Annotated in this window: 11 protein-coding genes, 1 pseudogene and 1 other annotated feature; of the genes and pseudogenes, 8 read left to right on the top strand and 4 right to left on the bottom strand. The window is 50.4% G+C overall.

Going from position 1 to position 17,565, the window contains the following annotated elements:
- The first annotated feature begins 138 nt into the window (after positions 1-138).
- Positions 139-387 (top strand) — a binding site (T-box leader).
- Positions 388-556: 169 nt separating this feature from the next.
- Entirely contained in the window at positions 557-2,566 is a 2,010-nt protein-coding gene (locus DXC51_RS19280) for a 2-isopropylmalate synthase (protein ID WP_021638550.1), read from the top strand.
- 40 nt (positions 2,567-2,606) lie between these two features.
- On the opposite strand, the gene DXC51_RS19275 is transcribed toward DXC51_RS19280, so the two are convergent.
- Both DXC51_RS19275 and DXC51_RS19270 read right to left on the bottom strand, forming a co-directional pair.
- On the bottom strand, positions 2,607-3,014 hold the full coding sequence (locus DXC51_RS19275) for a hypothetical protein (RefSeq protein ID WP_025491152.1): 408 nt from the start codon (positions 3,012-3,014) through the stop codon (positions 2,607-2,609).
- 94 nt (positions 3,015-3,108) lie between these two features.
- Positions 3,109-3,669: a TetR/AcrR family transcriptional regulator gene (locus tag DXC51_RS19270; RefSeq protein WP_021638552.1), complete on the bottom strand. Its 561-nt coding sequence runs from the start codon at positions 3,667-3,669 to the stop codon at positions 3,109-3,111.
- Positions 3,670-4,032: 363 nt separating this feature from the next.
- Between DXC51_RS19270 and DXC51_RS19265 the strand changes: the two genes are divergently transcribed.
- Positions 4,033-4,413: a MerR family transcriptional regulator gene (locus tag DXC51_RS19265; protein ID WP_021638553.1), complete on the top strand. Its 381-nt coding sequence runs from the start codon at positions 4,033-4,035 to the stop codon at positions 4,411-4,413.
- 162 nt (positions 4,414-4,575) lie between these two features.
- A complete protein-coding gene (locus DXC51_RS19260) occupies positions 4,576-7,113 on the top strand; it encodes a glycoside hydrolase family 2 protein (protein WP_117545190.1) in 2,538 nt (845 codons plus the stop codon).
- A 193-nt stretch (positions 7,114-7,306) separates the two neighbouring features.
- On the opposite strand, the gene DXC51_RS19255 is transcribed toward DXC51_RS19260, so the two are convergent.
- Complete coding sequence (locus tag DXC51_RS19255) at positions 7,307-7,519, bottom strand: DUF4368 domain-containing protein (protein WP_035323270.1); 213 nt, start codon at positions 7,517-7,519, stop codon at positions 7,307-7,309.
- Between the two features lie 555 nt (positions 7,520-8,074).
- Between DXC51_RS19255 and DXC51_RS19250 the strand changes: the two genes are divergently transcribed.
- The 3 genes and pseudogenes from DXC51_RS19250 (at position 8,075) to DXC51_RS19240 (ending at position 9,957) form a co-directional block, all read left to right on the top strand.
- Positions 8,075-8,488, top strand: coding sequence for a DUF3795 domain-containing protein (locus DXC51_RS19250; RefSeq protein ID WP_021638558.1), 414 nt, complete (start codon positions 8,075-8,077; stop codon positions 8,486-8,488).
- Positions 8,489-8,509: 21 nt separating this feature from the next.
- Positions 8,510-9,313, top strand: a pseudogene (locus DXC51_RS19245) (helix-turn-helix domain-containing protein).
- A gap of 62 nt (positions 9,314-9,375) precedes the next feature.
- The gene (locus tag DXC51_RS19240) at positions 9,376-9,957 is read left to right on the top strand and encodes a type 1 glutamine amidotransferase family protein (RefSeq protein WP_021638561.1); all 582 of its coding nucleotides are present in this window, start codon (positions 9,376-9,378) and stop codon (positions 9,955-9,957) included.
- A 709-nt stretch (positions 9,958-10,666) separates the two neighbouring features.
- Here the strand turns inward: DXC51_RS19240 and DXC51_RS19230 are convergent.
- Positions 10,667-11,347, bottom strand: coding sequence for a hypothetical protein (locus DXC51_RS19230; RefSeq protein ID WP_021638564.1), 681 nt, complete (start codon positions 11,345-11,347; stop codon positions 10,667-10,669).
- Between the two features lie 407 nt (positions 11,348-11,754).
- Here DXC51_RS19230 and DXC51_RS19225 point away from each other — a divergent pair, with 407 nt between their 5' ends.
- Both DXC51_RS19225 and DXC51_RS19220 read left to right on the top strand, forming a co-directional pair.
- The gene (locus DXC51_RS19225; protein ID WP_117545189.1) at positions 11,755-12,174 is read left to right on the top strand and encodes a hypothetical protein; all 420 of its coding nucleotides are present in this window, start codon (positions 11,755-11,757) and stop codon (positions 12,172-12,174) included.
- A 52-nt stretch (positions 12,175-12,226) separates the two neighbouring features.
- Complete coding sequence (locus tag DXC51_RS19220) at positions 12,227-17,419, top strand: DUF4132 domain-containing protein (protein WP_025491160.1); 5,193 nt, start codon at positions 12,227-12,229, stop codon at positions 17,417-17,419.
- The last annotated feature ends 146 nt before the right edge of the window (positions 17,420-17,565 follow it).

The following is a 17,565-nucleotide window of genomic DNA, read 5'->3' as shown; positions in this document are numbered from 1 at the left end:
CCGGTTAATGGAAGGGAAAGAACTGCTGCTGTACTCCCCTGTCAGATATAAATGTTAAAATAAATCAATAATATTGATTAAAATTATACCTTGTAGGATTTTTTAATCTGTGTTAGTATTTACAAAACTGAATATGAAACAAATGCTGAGAAGAGGAGTAGTAGCCAGAAGCTGGAAAACAGAGAACTGCCGGGCGGTGCGAGGCAGTCAGAAGCGGATTGTGAACTGACCTTGGAGCAGCTGACTGAAGGCCCGCAGGGGCTGTGTAGGTGCAGACGGAATACCCGCCGTAGAAAGAGGAAAGGCATGTTAGTGCCGTTGAGTGCATGGTGCGTAAGCAGCATGAAATAGAGTGGTACCGCGTAAAGGTGAATTTACGTCTCTATAAGAATGACCGGATTTTCGGGAAGTCATTTTTATAGAGACTTTTTTTGTCCCGTAAAGCAGATGGCCGGCGGTAAGGCGCACTTCTAGCAGGGCTTTTGATTAAAAGCATCCTGGAAAAAGCCTTCTGCAGGCGCAGCCGGAAATCCGGAACCGGTAAGGAGGAAAAGGAATGAAAGCAGCAGAAAAGTATGGCAGAGCTTATTTTATGCCGCCCGAGGTTACTTATGACTGGGTGAAAAAGGATACAATTGAAAAAGCGCCGATTTGGTGCAGTGTGGACCTCAGAGACGGGAACCAGGCGCTCATTGAGCCGATGGGACTGGAAGAAAAGCTGGAATTTTTCAGGATGCTGGTGGAAATCGGCTTTAAGGAAATCGAGGTGGGCTTTCCGGCGGCCTCTGATACGGAATATGCGTTTATCAGGGCGTTAATCGAAAGAGATATGATTCCGGAGGACGTGACGATTCAGGTGCTTACCCAGGCGAGGGAGCATATTATCAGAAAGACCTTTGAAGCTGTGAAGGGCGCGCCTCATGCCATCGTCCACCTTTATAATTCCACCTCTGTGGCACAGAGGGAGCAGGTGTTTGGAAAGAGCAGGGAAGAGGTGAAAAAGCTGGCGGTGGACGGCGCGAAGCTGCTTAAGACGCTGGCGGAAGAAACAGAAGGGAACTTTACCTTTGAATACAGCCCGGAGAGCTTTCCCGGGACAGAAGTGGATTATGCGGTGGAGGTATGCAATGCGGTGCTGGATGTGTGGAAGCCGGATAAGGAGCATAAGGCCGTTATCAACATACCTACCACGGTTCAGGTTGCCATGCCGCATGTATTTGCCTGTCAGGTGGAATATATCCATAAAAATCTGAAATACAGGGACGGGGTTGTGCTCAGCGTACATCCTCATAACGACAGGGGCTGCGGTATCAGCGACGCGGAATTCGGAATCCTGGCCGGCGCGGACAGAGTGGAGGGCACTTTATTCGGGAACGGGGAGCGGACCGGAAACGTGGATCTTGTTACGGTGGCCATGAATATGGTCTGCCATGGCGTGGAACCGGGGCTGGATTTTGGAAATATTATGAAAATCCGGGAGACCTATGAGCTTTTGACGGGAATGAAGGTGAATGAAAGAACGCCTTATGCCGGTGACCTGGTATTTACGGCATTTTCAGGCTCCCATCAGGACGCAATTTCCAAGGGCATGGCATGGCGGAAGGAAGGCAAGAGCGGCAGCCGGTGGACGGTGCCTTACCTGCCGATAGATCCCAGGGACGTGGGCAGGGAGTATGAATCCGATGTTATCCGGATTAACAGTCAGTCGGGTAAGGGAGGGATTGCTTTTATACTGAAGCAGAATTATGGGATTTCCCTTCCGGACGGCATGAAGGAAGAGGTGGGATATCTGGTCAAGGGCGTTTCCGACAGAAGGCACCAGGAGCTGGCACCGGCGGATATTTATCAGATTTTTGAAGAAAATTATATTTTGCCAAGAAGCATTTTTCATATCCCTGAATGCCATTTCCGGCAGGAGAACGGGATTACGGCGCAGGTGACCATTGAACAGGGAAAAGAAAAAAGAGTGATTGAAACTACCGGTAACGGGCGGCTGGATGCGGTCAGTAACGCCATTAAGATGTATTTTGGAATCAGCTATGAGCTGACGGTTTATGAGGAGCACGCGATTTCCAGGGGTTCCTCATCCAAGGCGGCGGCCTATGTGGGAATTACCTGCAAAGGGAAGGAGTACTGGGGCGTGGGAATCGATGAGGATATCATCAAAAGCTCCGTTGCGGCGCTGGTATCGGCGGGCAATAAGCTGGCGGAAAATGAAAATCTTCGGGAAGGCAGGGAGGAAAGAATCGTGGACATTATAAAATATATTAATGGGCATTATTCGGAGGTGACGCTGGAAAATCTGGCTGAGAATTTTAACCTCTCAAGGCCCTATATTTCAAAATATATCAAAAGCAGAACAGGCATGAATTTCCAGGATGTGGTCAGGGAAGCCAGGATGCGAAAGGCCAGGACCCTTTTAAAGGAGTCGGGCCAGACCGTGGAATCCATTGCCGCAGACGTAGGGTATGAAAGCGTGGAGCATTTTAACCGGCTTTTTAAAAAGTCTTACGGGATTACGCCTGTACAGTTCAGGATGCAGAAAGAGGAAAATATCTGCAACTGACCGGCAGTAAAGTGCAGAAACTGAGAAGAAACAAAAAACGTTACGGGTATTTAATAAACTGCCGGCAGAAGCCCAGGCCTGCAATAATAAGGGAGAGCCCCAGGCCGCTGTAAAAGACGGCGATGAAAACCTCAGGAACAAGCCCCGAGACGCGCAGGCCGATGCCGAAGGTCATCATGAAGGCCATGATGCAGTAGGCCTGCCTGTTGAAAAAGCGGTAAAAGGGCTGTAATTCTTCTTCATATCCGACAATCCGGCAGGTGTGCTTGCCAACCATTTTACGGAAAACAAAAAAGTGGAAGGAAAGAAGGACGGCCAGGCTTAACAGGCACATGGGCAGCGACCATTTTTCCGTGCGGACGGTAAGGCCGATGCGCAGAATATTAATTCCGGCGATCAGCCATACCGTGCCTGCAATAAGAAGCAGAGTTTTCTTTGATACTTTCATGGGGAACCTCCTTGTTGTGAACGATGTTCATATTGAGTGTAAATATATCCCGGCGGCGGATGGCGCAATGAGTGCAAATTCCGCTGCCGGTTTTTTAATACAGAATCCGCTGCAGGGTTTTGGTAAAAAAGCTGCAGTTATCAGCGCCGGAGCGCAACAGGGACATCAAATGATGGAAAACAAATTCCACAAACTGTTCCTTCGTATAATCCGCGTTCCAGATATCCGGGGAAACAGACGGATCTCTGTCAAGGGCGTCCCGGAGAAGGTTTCTGAGTACCTGGAAGCACTGTTCCTCCAGCCTGCGTCCTCTTTTTTTATCTTCCGGATCCATGGTTTCGAGCTGGGCAAGCCAGTCACGTTCAAAATCATTGAGATGGGCATTCATTATTTCATATAAGGAAGCTACAAAGTCGGTAAATCCGGCTGTTTTTGGTTCCATACCGGTAAGGGTGCGCAGAACATCCGTCCAGAAGCCTTCCACCACAGCAAAAATCAAATCCGTTTTTGTCGGGAAATAATTATACAGGACACCCACTGAAATGGAGCATTTTTTGGCTATGTTGCGGATGTTCACTTTATGGACGCCTTCCGTGCGTGAAATTTCCATGGCAGCGTCAATCAGCTCCTGCCTGGAAGTGACATTTTTATTCATGCTTATACCTCTTTTATATCGCAGACATGGCTGCGATGTTGCATCAATCGTTAGTTTGAAAGGAAAATTCGCAACTGAACAATGTTCATTATATGCGCAGGGCCACTTTCTGTCAAGCATATTTCGTGTGTAAATAGCTACTGTACCATGCATTTTTTATAAGCTGTGTGCACTGGATCTTGACCTGGAGCAGGGACAAGGTGTTATGATAGACTTGGAAACCAGGTTGATGCAATCAAAGACCCCGCTGCAAGCAACGGGGTCTTTGACCCTCGCGGCAGTCGCCAAATATCCATGCAAGCATGGCTACTTGGCTCGTTGCTCGCGGGAATAAATATAAGTTAAGAAGGAGCGCAAGTGATTATGACAATTGCGGAAGTGAGCAGAAAATATGGTATGACGCAGGATACCCTGCGTTACTATGAACGTATCGGGCTGATTCCCCAGGTGCCCAGGAATAAAAGCGGCATCAGGAACTATGATGAGGAATCCTGCAGATGGATAGAGCTGATGAAGTGTATGAGAAGCGCAGGGGTCCAGATAGAGGCGCTGATAGAATATGTTGCGCTGTTCCAACAGGGGGATTCCACCATTGATGCCAGAAAGGCGCTGCTGATGGAGCAGAGGGATCAGCTGACGGCCAGGATGGAGGATATGCAGCGTTCTCTGGAACGGTTGAACCAGAAGATAGAAAACTATGAAAACGGGCTGATGGCCACGGAGAAAAAACTGATGAAGCAGTGAAAAAGAGGCGTAAATGAAGTCGGTTTTGGTCACAGCTGAAATGTAAATGTGCGGGACCGGTTATTGCGGAAAACCTTTTAAAAATTATATACTCCTTTTATAAAGAGCGCTGTCCGGCTTTTTTTGGCGGCTGCGCCTGCGGAAGGCAGAAGGAGGTAAGGTATGCTGAGAAAACAATTTAATGAGGGCTGGACGGTGAGCAGCAACGCCGGGGGTTCCCTGGTTGAGGCTTTCCTTAACGGCAAAAAGGAGGAAAAAAAGGTAACGCTTCCCCATGACGCCATGGTGGAAGAGGAAAGGACGCCTGATACCAGAAACGGCAGCCAGACGGGATTTTATCCGGGAGGCCTGTACCACTATGGAAAGAAATTTTTTGCCCCCAAGGAGTGGGAAAATGAAACGGTTATCCTGGAGCTGGAAGGCGCCTATATGAATGCCAGGGTGTACGTGAACGGGGACTATGCGGGGGGATATCCGCACGGATACTCCAATTTCTACGTATGCCTGGATCATTTTCTCAAATACGGGCAGGAAAATGAACTGAAGGTTATCGTCAATAACGGAATGGAGCTGAACAGCAGATGGTATTCGGGAAGCGGCCTTTACCGCAATGTGAATCTGCTGACGGGGAAGCGCCTCCACATCCAGACGGACGGCCTGCGCATAACAACGCCGGAAATCGATGAAAATACCGCAGTGGTCGCCGTGGAAACCAGACTGGTCAATGAGGAAAAGTGCAACAGGAAAATCTGCCTGATAACGGAAATCAGGGATGCGCAGGGAAATATCGCGGCTTCGGATACGGCCCATGCCACGGTGTTCGGTGGTACGGAAATTACGGTCAGGCAGAGAATGGCGGTGGTTCATCCTCTTTTATGGGACTGCGATACTCCGAATCTTTATCACTGCGCTGTACGGGTGGTACAGGAGGAAACCGTCTGGGATGAGGCGGAGGATCATTTTGGCATCAGAAAGATTTCCCTGGATGCAGTTAACGGCCTGAGAATCAACGGCAGGGAGGTTAAGCTGCGGGGAAGCTGCATTCACCACGATAATGGGATTATCGGCGCCTGTACGCTGGAACGGGCGGAGGAGCGCAGATGTGAAATCATGAAGGAGGCGGGCTTCAACTGCATCAGAAGCTCCCATCACCCTATGAGCAGGGCCATGCTTGACGCCTGTGACAGGCTGGGAATGCTTGTAATGGACGAGCTGTCCGATATGTGGACACGTTCCAAAAACAATAATGATTATTCCATGAATTTTCAGGATTATTGGGAAAAGGATGTGGAGCTGCTGGTGGCAAAGGATTATAACCATCCTTCCGTCATCCTTTACAGTATGGGAAATGAGATTCAGGAGGCAGGTACCGCCAAGGGTGCGGAGCTTAACCGTAAAATCAATGAGAAAATCAAGAGCCTTGACAATACCAGATATACCACCAACGCCATCAACGGCATGCTGGCGGTCATGGATTCCATGGGACAGATTATGTCGGATATTCTGGGAAAAACACCGGAAGAGATGATGGCGGAGGCCGCAAAAGCGGCGCAGCAGGCACAAAACGAGGGCCAGGAGGCCGAAAAGGAAGGCGCGGGCCAGAATGAGGGCGGCAGCGACGGACTCAACAGCATGATGGGAATGATGGTGGGACCGATGGCAGACGCTATGGCCTCCCACCGCATTATGACGGAGAAAACGGACGAATTCGTGGATGCCATGGATATTGCCGGCTACAATTATATGACGGGCCGCCATGAGATGGAGCATCAGATCCGTCCCAACAGAATCGTGTTGGGAACAGAAACCTTCCCGGCGGACATTGTCAGGCTGTGGAGCATTGTAAAGAACAATAAGCATGTGATAGGCGATATGACCTGGACGGGCTATGACTATCTGGGAGAAGCGGGAATCGGGATTTTCTATTATGACGGGACCGTGAACTTTTCTTCCCACTGGCCGGATAGAGTGGCCTATATCGGTGACATTAATCTCATCGGCTACCGCCGTCCCATCAGCTATTTAAGGGAAATTGTTTACGGCCTGCGCAAAAATCCCTATATCGCTGTGGAACGTCCGGAGCATTATGGGGAAAAGTGCGGGAAAACGCCCTGGATGTGGAAAAATAATATTGCCAGCTGGACCTGGAAGGGACAGGAAGGAAATCCGGTGAGCATTGATGTTTATTCAGATGCCGATGAGGTGGAGCTGTTCCTGAACGGGAAATCCCTGGGACGGAAGGCGGCAGGGGAAGGCGCGGGCTTTGCGGCAGCTTTCGAAACCGCCTATGAGCCTGGGGAACTGAAGGCTGTCAGCTATGTGGACGGTGAAATAAGCGGGACGCACATCCTGGAAACCGCGGCGGAGGAGGTTTCGCTTTGCGTGGAAGCGGATCGCCGCAGCCTTAAGGCGGATGGCGCGGATCTTTCCTTCCTCACGGTTTCGCTGCGGGATAAGGACGGCAGGGAGAACCTGCAGGCGGTAAAAGAGGTTACGGTGCAGGTGGAAGGCGCGGGAACGCTCCAGGGCTTTGGAAGCGCAGATCCCCAGGTGCTGGGAAGCTACCAGGATACCACTTGGAAAACCTACGACGGCTATGTGATGGCGGCAGTGCGTGCAGGCAGAAGGCCGGGCGCCGTGAAAGTGACCTTTACTGCGGAAGGCTGTGAGCCGGTGGTTGTGGAGCTGGAAGTAAAATAATACTGCAAGTAAATTGAACTGAAATAGACCCGCAATAAAATGAGGCCAGGGCGGGAGAATGACGCGGCTGCGGTTGAAATAACACTGTGTGGCCGCAGCACCGGCAGTTGAGCTTGCCATAATAAAAAGGAACTGGGGTAAGGCGGCCCCCAAAAAAGAAGTATTGTCACAGCAAGCGGCATAGTCATTTTGGCTATGCCGTTTTGCTGTCCGTTTCGTTGGTGTCCGGTAGTTCAATCACACCGACACAGTTATAGCTGATTTCCACCTGCTGCACCCGTTTCCCCGTACTCTTGTCCGGGGCGTGGACGATGATTTTTTCCACAAACTCGTTTAAGATGGTGGGCGTCAGTTTTTCTATCTCGGTGTACTTCTTGACGATGGCGAGAAAGCGGTCAAGGTTCATGGCCTGTTCCTCCTGCCCCGTCAATTCCGCTTGCAGGATAGCAACCTTTTCCTGTAAATCTTTCTGTTCGGCTTCATAGCCGCCGGACAGCTTTGCAAACCGTTCATCAGAGATTTTTCAGGAAACATTGTCCTCATAGAGCCGCTGGAAAAGCCTGTCCAGTTCCTCTATGCGCCGCTGAGCCTGTGACAGCTCCCGGCGCTTTGCGGAGATTTCCTTGCGGCGGTCTGCCGCAGACTTTTCCCCATAGAGCGTACAAACTCGCTTTCGTATTCCCGCACATACTGGACTGTCCTTTGCAGATGTTCCAGCACCAGCTTTTCCAACACCACGGCCCGGATAAAGTGGGCCGAGCTTCCCTTGCCGGTGGTATCTCTTTCGGACGGTCATTCACTTGTGCCTGTCCACCGATGAACTAACACAAGTCTACACTTTTTTGACCGCCCGTCCCGTATATCCGAAAGGTTGGAAATCCCGCTGAAAAATGCACTATTTCCACGCTCTCGGATTTGTGGTAAGATGAAAGAAATAGTAAGCCGACAAGGAGGACGAGCCATGAAAATGCCAACTGAAAAAATTGATACGGTCATGTTTGCCCCCTGCGGCATGAGCTGCTTGGTTTGCTATAAGCATTGTTATCATAAAAAGCCGTGTGCGGGTTGCTTAAACAGCGATATGGGAAAGCCGGAACATTGCCGCAAATGTAAGATAAAAGATTGTATCAAGGGGAAAGGGCTGTCCTATTGTTTTGAATGTCCCGACTATCCATGCAAGCTGATAAAAAAACTTGAAAAAAGCTACAATAAAAGGTATCAGGCAAGCCTTATGGAGAATAGCGAGTTTGTTCGTCAACACGGTTTGGAAAGGTTCATGGAACAGCAGAAAGAGAAATATACTTGCCCAAAATGCGGGGGTATCATTTCTATCCATGACAGAGAATGCAGCGAGTGCCAAGAAAGCATGAAATAAACATAAGAGGGGGTATGCAGATTGGCGTTGACAATACAGGAACGCCTAAAAGACCTGCGTGTGGAGCGTGGCCTGACGCTGGAACAACTTGCGGAGCAGACCGGGCTTTCCAAGTCCGCGCTGGGCAGCTACGAAGCGGACGACTTCAAGGACATCAGCCACTATGCCCTTATCAAGCTGGCAAAGTATTACGGCGTGACCGCCGACTACCTGCTGGGGCAGACGGAAACAATAAGTTACCCAAACGCTGATCTTGCAGACCTGCGTTTGAGTGACGAGATGATAGACCTGCTGAAAAGCGGGCGCATTAACACCGCGCTGCTTTGCGAACTGGCGGTGCACCCGGATTTTGTGAAGCTGCTGGCCGATATACAGATTTATGTGGAGGGTATCGCCGCCACGCAGATACAGAACCTGAACGCATGGGTAGACGTGGCGAGGGCTGAAATTATGGAGAAGTACCAGCCCGGGGAGCATGACAAGACCGCCGGTGTCCTGTAAGCCGTCCATGTGCGGGAGGGCGACTATTTCAGCAGCCGGGTACATCACGATATTGACGCTATCATGGAGGACATACGGGAAGCCCACAGGGGCAGAAGCGACAGCGCCCCGGAGAATACCATTGTGGACGAACTCAAGCGGGATTTGGAGGAAGTGACAAGCTTCAAGGGCAGCCGGGCGGAACAACTGCTGATGGTATTCTGCAAGCAGACGAAACTGTGCTATTCCAAGCTGACAGAGGAAGAGAAACAATGGCTGACCCGGATTGTCCAAAAATCCGAACTGGCGAAATGCTATGTGCCGCAACGGGGTAAAAGAAAATGACAAGTACGCCTTAGGCGGAAAAGGCGCATTATTGATTACCTGCATTAATAAAAGGAAATGTAATGGATAAGAAAAACGAAATATTGTTACTATTGACCGATAGATGGTGCGATTGGGAGGCGAGCTATGCGATTGCTGTTGCCAATACGTTTTCAGATTATGTTGTAAAAACGATAGCTCTTGATACTAATCCTAAAGCTTCAATGGGCAATCTATGTGCAAACATTGATTACAGCATAGATGATTATTTAAATTTTTCCAATACTGCAATTATTATTTTACCTGGCGGTCTTTCTTGGGAAGAAAATAACTACGATAAAATTGCGGAATTTATCAGAAGAATTAAAAATGCCGGCGTTCCTGTAGCCGCTATTTGTGGTGCAACAACATTTTTATGCAGGCATGGTTTTCTGAATGATATAAAGCATACAGGTGATAGCTTGGAACTGTTTCAAAGTCAATGTGGGTATAGTGGGCAGGTACTCTATATTCCCGCTCAGGTAGTGGTAGACGGTGGTTTTATCACTGCAAATGAAACGGCGGCAGTTGAATTTGCTTATGAAATTTTCAAAATTCTAAAAGTGGATAGCGATGTTGAAATGGCAAAGTGGTATGATAATTTCAAATATGGTGCGATAAGGTAGGTATGTGTTTGTAGCAGGTCTTATTGGTATAAGACGCACCCTTAGGGAAATAGCAAAGACGAGCGAGCCAGTCAACGGTCAAGATGAACGGCGCTTACAGCGTCGCTGTTGACAGTCTCGCCCGTCTTTGCTAATGGGTAATCAAGGCAGGAAAGCCCCCTTGTGGCTTTCCTGCCCTATGCCATTTTGGGAAAGATTTACTTCCGTTAAAATTGATAATCGGCGGACAAGCACAGTATGGGATTGCCCGATGTCCTGCTATTTTTCCGGGAGTATGGCCAAACTTCTGGACATTTTTTCCACAAGTTAGGGTGCGGACGAGGGACGGGGGCTTTCATATACGCCCAGTCTGCTGATGAAACCAGCCCTGCGCTTGCGGCGTTCGCCCCTGCAAGCACAGCCCTGTTTTCCTGCCGTTTCAAACGCTCTTGCCCTCCACGGCGGCAACGGCGTTTGAAACGGCAACGCAGACAGAGCGTATAACACACTACACTTTGCTACGCAAAGTCGTGTGCCAAAGGGTGCCCCTTTGGAAACCCCGCCCAGCGTGTAACGGCTTCGCCTGTTCCCACTGGGCGCAAAAGAGGGACTATCAGCTCACCGCCGATAGTCCCTCTTTTGTTGTCACATTCCGCTTGCCGACTGCCCAATCTGAATGTTCCTCAATACTTTCTTATTGGGTGTCAGCCTAAAATACAGTTCCTTTTTTCTATTCCATCCGTTCCAGGACAGCCAGAGGCAATGCATTTATAAAAATATAGTCAGGCTCCCGGAACCTGATTAAGACATAGTAGCTATTGTCATGCATCTTGTCCAGACGGTACTGCAGCTGATAATCCGGCTGGTTATCTTGCTTTTGTCCCAATTCATAATAGGAGACGATTTTTCCCCATTGTTCATCTGACAGACTGGAAAAACGGGAGGCCTCCGGATAATAGAAGGACATTTCCGGGCTGCTGTTTCCGCTGTCCCAGCTGACTTCGGCCAGCTCCCCATAGTGCCGGACAACAGCATCCTCCAGGCTTTCCCCGTTCAAATGGGAAAGCGTTAATGCTGCTGCATATAAACCTAATGGCTTATCATCTTCCAGCTTCGTGGTGCTGATATAAAGCTGTACGGCGGAGCATTCCCCGAACGGAGTGTCGAAATTACCGTTGACATGCAATATTTTGGAAGAATCCTCCTGGATTTCATCCGTGGGCGGACTGTCCAGCAAATTCAATATTTCTTCTTCCCCTGCGCCCCAGTGGAGCTGGCCGGAAAAAATCGGGACATCAAATCTCCCGTCCTTTTTCCGGACCGACAATACTGTGAAAATTATAAGTACGATAAGTACTGCGGCTGATAAGAAAAGAAATAATTTTACCAGATTCTTATTTTTCCTAATCATATATACCTCCGGGGCAGAACCCTGCGTTCGGATATATGCGGTTTAAAAAGCTATTGTTTTTAAACCAGTTACGGCCCGGTCATACAGCCGGGTAGGCATGGAACAATTATGTAGTGTTTGACAGCTGTGAAGGTGCGGAATTGCTACCATAATTGTATTATATCACAGGCCCTTCCCGAATTTGCGGAAGGGCCGTTAAATACTTGCTTTTGTCCCTTAACAGCCATTGAACCCCAATCATTTTCTGAGGAAAGGACTCCGGATCTCTTCAATAGCATTGACTGGGGAAAGCAGTAGATTGTATACTGTAACAAGGGGAGAACAAAAGTTCTCATTGGACAGGAAAAGGAGCGCTGCAGGATGAATGCAATTGATAAGAGAAGAAGCGCCCGGCAGGGAGGTATCGTATGAGGGTTAATATCAATGTAAAGAAAATCGGAAAGAACCGCGGCGCAATAGAGCCTGTTTTTTATGAGTATCCGGAAGGGGTGGATACGGTGGAAAAGCTCCTTCGGGAAACGGTGCGTATAAATCTGGAGGAATTTACAAAGCGCAGGAAACGGACGGAGGTGGAAGCGGTTCTGTCCGGAGAGGATATAGAAGAACAGGCAGGGACGGGGAAGATATCCTTTGGAATCGCATATGACGGCAGAACGGCGGATTTTGAAAACGCCGTGAAGAATGCCTGCCAGTGCTTTGAGGATGGAATTGCGGTAATTTTTCTGGAGGGGAAAAGGCTGGAAACGCTGGAGGAACGGATAGCGCTTCGGGAGGACAGCGAACTGACCTTTGTAAGGATGACGATGCTGGCTGGAAGAATGTGGTAGCGGCAAAGACATTTTTTATCATCGAACGGTTACACAAAAGGAGAGAAAAGGGATGGCATACGATTATCAGAGCAGACAGAAGCTGGTGGAAGCATACCGGGCAAAATGGAAGCGTAAGCTTCTGCTCGTTCCGGGAGAGATTAAAGAAGCGGCGGAAGAAATGGAGAAATTCGGCGGGTACAGGCAGGATACCCTGACCTTTCTGAAAACGGCCCAGGAGCGGCTGAAACAGGGAAATTTCAGCACGCCCTCCGAATTTATGAAAGCATATTACCGGAAGCTGGTGCGGCTGTTTGCGGGAAAACAGTTTGAAGAGGATTTCTATGAAATTATTGACAAATTCAACCAGTTTCCCTATTCCCACAGCATATACCGCAGGACGGTGCGGACAAAATCCTATTTTCCCAGCCTGGAACAGGTATTCCGGCTTTTGTATGCTTACCGGATTATGGATTTTTATGATTGCAGCATTTCGGATTATCTGATGGACCGGCTGCCTGAGGAAAAGCTGGATTATAAAAGAAATCAGGTGTATTCATTTTCCATGAATCATCTGGACGATATGATCGCTGCCAGAATTGACCGCGGAGATGCACAGGTTATCGAAACGGCCAGACAGCTGATACTCAGTGACAATAATACGGCGGTCATTACCGTGGATCTGATCCGCGGCATTATCAAAAGCTCCAACGATGAGCTTCATCAGCTGCTGGCGGATTTCCTGCTGGCGGCCAGACTGCAGGAGGGAGTCAGGCAGGCCGTCTGTGAAAATGCGGACTGCGGTACTATCGCGGCCTTCCGGCGGATTTTTGATACGGTTTGCGCAAATAACCTGATCCGTTTTGCTTCGGTGAAGCGGGCGGTGGCAACCTGGACGGGCATCTGTGATGTGGAAAATGCGGACCGGATTTCCGAAAAAATGCTGAGACTGATGGAGGCTTCAATAAAAGAGCCTGCCATAGCACGGGAATATGTGCAGACGAATGACAGCATACAGATTGCGGTGGGCCTGTGGACGCTGGCCTTTTATGAGCTGCAGGACGCCATTGCGGTGATGGGGGAGTATCTGGAGCAGGGCACGAGAAACCAGATTCTTACCATGTCCTATTTTAACCGGACCCTGGAGTGGGAAGCCTTTACCGGGATTACGGCAAAGAAGGCGTTTTTAAAGTATGCGTCGGATCCGGAAATCCTGGCGGCTTTTATGCCCACCTACCTGACGCGGGCGGAGGAGTATGCGGGCTGGGCGGTACAGGTGCGTCCGCAGGATAATAAGAGGGAGACGATTTACCGCCCGATTCCTGTAGAATGGCTCTTTGAAGATGCAGAGGAAGCCAGGGCGCACTATGAGGTGCTCAAAGGGCTGCTTTTGGGCATGAAAAAGAAAACCCTGGAATTTTCCCCCTGTATTTTTCCCTGGTACGGCGTGGTGCTGACTAAGGGGGATATTCTGAAGCGGATGTGCGTGATTGCATACATACTGGGTGAGGAAGCCCGCATTGAGGAAACGGCTGCCCGGCTGTCGGAGATGAATTTAAGCGACGTTTACACCAGCCGTGCAAAATGGGTGGAGCTTCTTCTCCATGCGCCGGAGAATGACAGGCAGAAAAAGCTTCTGTTAAGCTTCCTGGGGGACAGGGAGACGAGTACCAGGCAGACTGCGTACCGGCTGGTGGAAAAGCTTGAGCTTTCCGATGAGGATTACAGGCAGATGGAAGCGCTTTTGAAGTATAAAAAGGGGGATATCCGCCAGAATGTTTTGAAGCTGCTGCAAAGACGGGATGACGAAGGGCTGGAGCTTTCCGTAAAACGTCTGCTTAAGGATCCTGCAGAGGAGGTACGCGAGGGCGGGCTTACGCTGGTGCGGGAAGCGAAGATCGGCGGCCGCCCGGAGACGCTTGTCGGCCGGCTCGTACAGGAGGCCGGAAAGCTGGAGGGCGTTTCCGATAAGGAACAGATTCTCCTGGAGGAGGTGACGGGGGAGGCTTCCTCCAGCCGGATTCTGGAAGAGGAGGGTTACGGTCTGTACAGCCCTTCCGCGCAGCCCGAATGTCCCGCGCTGCCTGCAGGCAGTGAGCAGCTGCGCTCCTATCTGCGTATCAATGAAGGAAAGCTTAAGGGAATCATGCGCCGCCTTTATGATCTCCTGACAGAAAATGCAAACCTGGAATACAAGGCGTGTAACGGTTATGAAACGCTGCTGGGGGACAGACTTTCCATGGTAAGCCAGGATACCGCCCTTGCGCTGGAGGACAGGTATCCCTTTAAAGAGCTGTGGATCCGTTTCTATGAAGAGAATATCGGTGATCCCCATTTGGTGAAGCTTCTTCTTCTGGCCTGGGGGAACAGTATCGGAGACGGCCGGACGAAAAATCAGGAAGTACTGTACGCTAATGCCGAACTTCTGCTGGGAGACTTTGCGGATTTCCGGGTGCCTCAGGATCGTAATTTCAGCAATGGTTATGGAAGCAGCGCGCATACGGTGCTGACCATTCTGGACAGTATGTATGGAAATGAGGAAGAAAGGCAGTGGAGAAGGAAAGCCGCGCTGGAGCTGGCCGCCTGCCTTGTCCGGGATGTTCCGGAAAAAGAACTGTGGTATGAAAAAGAGAAGGACACCCGTTTCTATTACGCCTATGATCCGGGAATGTATGCGCTGACGGATATCCCTGCGGTTTCCGCCCTGATGCGCACCCTGGCGGAAGGGAAAACGCAGGAGGAGTTCAGAGAAGGCTTTTTTGCCCTGTACCGCCTGGACCGGCGTTTTCAGTATAATGAACACCGCGGGAACCAGAGGATGTATTCCTATAATAACAGTTCCCGGACGCAGCTGACGATTCTTGAATATGTAAAAGCCTTTCAGATGGAAATGATACCAGCGGATACGGTATATCAGGCGATGTTTGAAACGATTGGCCTGGCCTCCTCCATGGAGTCACTTTCCCTCCTGGTGGCGGAGCATCTGCGGCCCTTTGAGAAAAACCGTCTGGGCGCTTATCTGACGGCGGCGGAGCTGGAAGCGGAACGGCCGGATCCGGAAAGTCCGTTTGTAAAAACAGGAAGGGAATTTTTCTTCCGCGCTGTGGATAAAATTCTGGATGTGGAGCTGAAAAGAGGGGATCTGCCCACGGTATTTTCAGGAAGCATTTCGTCCATTAAGCGGATTTTCGGTATGGATCGCCTGATTGGGATTCTGAAAGCGCTGGGAAATGATACCCTGGATCGGACCACCTATTATTACTGGTCAGGCACCGGTACGGGGAAAAGGGAATGCTTAAGCTACCTGCTTCAGAACTGCTGGCCCCTGGAGGGTGAGGATGCCGGGAAGCTGAGAGAACTGCTGAAGGGCACCCGGATCAAGGAACAGAAATTGATAGAGACAGCCATGTATGCGCCCCAGTGGCTGGACATCATCGAAGAATATCTGGGCTGGCCCGGACTGAAAAGCGGCTGTTATTATTTTATGGCCCATATGAACGAGCGCTTTGACGACAGGAAAAAGGCCATGATTGCCCGCTTTACGCCGCTGACGCCGGAAGAGCTGAATAATGGGGCATTTGATGTGAACTGGTTTGAAGAGGCCTACGCACTTCTGGGAGAGGAGCGCTTCGGCAGGCTGTATGACGCCGCCAAGTATATTTCCGACGGCAGCAAGCATGCCCGTGCCAGAAAGTATGCGGACGCGGCGCTTCACAGGGTGGCGGCGGAAAAGCTGGAGGCGGAAATTAAAGCAAAGAGAAATAAGGATCTGCTGATGAGCTACGGCCTGGTGCCTGTAAAAGGGCAGGAGGAATGGCTGAAACGATATGAATTTTTGCAGCAGTTTTTGAAGGAGAGCAGGCAGTTCGGCGCGCAACGCAGGGCAAGCGAAGCCCTGGCGGTTTCCATGGCCATGAAAAACATGGCCACCAAGGCAGGCTTTGCAGATGTGACCCGTCTGACCCTGGCAATGGAAACGCAGCTGGTGAAAAGCTACGCCATATTTTTTGAGAAAAAAGAAGCGGAAGGCGTATCCCTGAGCCTGTCCGTGGATGAATACGGAAGAGCGTCCATTACGGCCGGGAAAGACGGGAAAACATTAAAGTCCGTACCGGTCAGGCTGAAAAAGAACGAGTATTACCTGCAGCTGAAAGAAGTATATACGAAGCTGAAGGAGCAGTATTCCCGTACGGTGAAGATGTTTGAACAGGCCATGGAGGAACGGGAGCGTTACCGGTTCGGCGAGCTTCTGGAGCTGTGCGGCAATCCGGTGGCGGAGCCGGTGGTTCGCAGCCTTGTGTGGATCGTGGATAAACAGCCGGTATCGGGCGGTTCCTGGCGGGAGAACCCATCGCCGGTGAGCGGTTTCGGACAGGAAAGCCAGCTGACGGCCAGCGGGTTCCTACGGGAAAATGGGCTGCAGGATCACAGCGGCAGGATGGTTCCCCTGGATGCCGGGGATTATCTGCGTGTGGCGCATCCGGCGGATCTGTACCGGGAGGGAAGCTGGACGGCATATCAGAAATTCTTGTTTGAAGGCGGGAAGAAGCAGCCCTTTAAGCAGGTATTCAGAGAGCTTTACGTGAAGCTTCCCGAGGAACTGGAAAGGACCCATTCCCTGATGTTTGCGGGGAATCAGATCCAGCCGTCCAAAACAGCGGCCTGCCTGAAGGCCAGGCGCTGGGTGGCGGATTATGAGGAAGGGCTTCAGAAGATTTATTATAAGGATAATATCATCGCCCATATCTATGCCCAGGCGGACTGGTTTTCTCCCAGCGACGTGGAGGCACCTGCGCTGGAATGGGTGGAGTTTACCGACAGAAAGACCTTTGAAGAGATAAAAATCGAAAAGCTTCCGGATATCGTATATTCGGAGGTGATGAGGGATGTGGATCTGGCGGTGAGCGTAGCCCATGCGGGCGGCGTGGACCCGGAGACCAGCCATTCCACCGTGGAAATGCGCAGAGCCATCATTGAGTTCAATCTGCCTTTGTTTGGGATTACGAACGTGACGCTGGAAGGAAGCCATGCGCTGATTGCAGGAAAACGGGGAAGCTACAGCATCCATCTGGGCAGCGGAGTGATTCATCAGCAGGGAGGGCACCAGATCAATGTGCTGCCCGTCCACTCCCAGAGCAGGGGAAAGCTGTTCCTGCCGTTTTTGGATGAAGACCCTAAGACGGCGGAAATTATGTCCAAGATCGTTTTATTTGCCCAGGATAATAAAATTAAGGATCCTTATATCCTGGATCAGATAAAGGCATAGTAAAGACGGAAGCGAAGCGGTAGCCGGGCCGGAGGTGAAGCAGAAGCTAAGCCAGGTTCTGGCAGAAGCAGGGCCGGAAAACCGGCGGAAGCCATATCGGAACCGAACCGGCAAAGAAAAACAAAATGAAAAGCCGGAAACAGGAT

The organism is Eisenbergiella massiliensis (genome assembly GCF_003435485.1).
Note: the sequence above shows the minus strand (reverse complement) of the source record. Positions and strands in the feature narration are given on the sequence as shown.

Excerpts from the sequence above, each read along its gene's own strand:
- DXC51_RS19230 (WP_021638564.1), bottom strand. The coding sequence starts at position 11,347 with ATGATTAGGAAAAATAAGAATCTGGTAAAATTATTTCTTTTCTTATCA.
- DXC51_RS19265 (WP_021638553.1), top strand. The coding sequence starts at position 4,033 with ATGACAATTGCGGAAGTGAGCAGAAAATATGGTATGACGCAGGATACC.
- DXC51_RS19220 (WP_025491160.1), top strand. The coding sequence starts at position 12,227 with ATGGCATACGATTATCAGAGCAGACAGAAGCTGGTGGAAGCATACCGG.
- DXC51_RS19275 (WP_025491152.1), bottom strand. The coding sequence starts at position 3,014 with ATGAAAGTATCAAAGAAAACTCTGCTTCTTATTGCAGGCACGGTATGG.
- DXC51_RS19250 (WP_021638558.1), top strand. The coding sequence starts at position 8,075 with ATGAAAATGCCAACTGAAAAAATTGATACGGTCATGTTTGCCCCCTGC.
- DXC51_RS19280 (WP_021638550.1), top strand. The coding sequence starts at position 557 with ATGAAAGCAGCAGAAAAGTATGGCAGAGCTTATTTTATGCCGCCCGAG.
- DXC51_RS19260 (WP_117545190.1), top strand. The coding sequence starts at position 4,576 with ATGCTGAGAAAACAATTTAATGAGGGCTGGACGGTGAGCAGCAACGCC.
- DXC51_RS19255 (WP_035323270.1), bottom strand. The coding sequence starts at position 7,519 with ATGAACCTTGACCGCTTTCTCGCCATCGTCAAGAAGTACACCGAGATA.
- DXC51_RS19240 (WP_021638561.1), top strand. The coding sequence starts at position 9,376 with ATGGATAAGAAAAACGAAATATTGTTACTATTGACCGATAGATGGTGC.
- DXC51_RS19270 (WP_021638552.1), bottom strand. The coding sequence starts at position 3,669 with ATGAATAAAAATGTCACTTCCAGGCAGGAGCTGATTGACGCTGCCATG.
- DXC51_RS19225 (WP_117545189.1), top strand. The coding sequence starts at position 11,755 with ATGAGGGTTAATATCAATGTAAAGAAAATCGGAAAGAACCGCGGCGCA.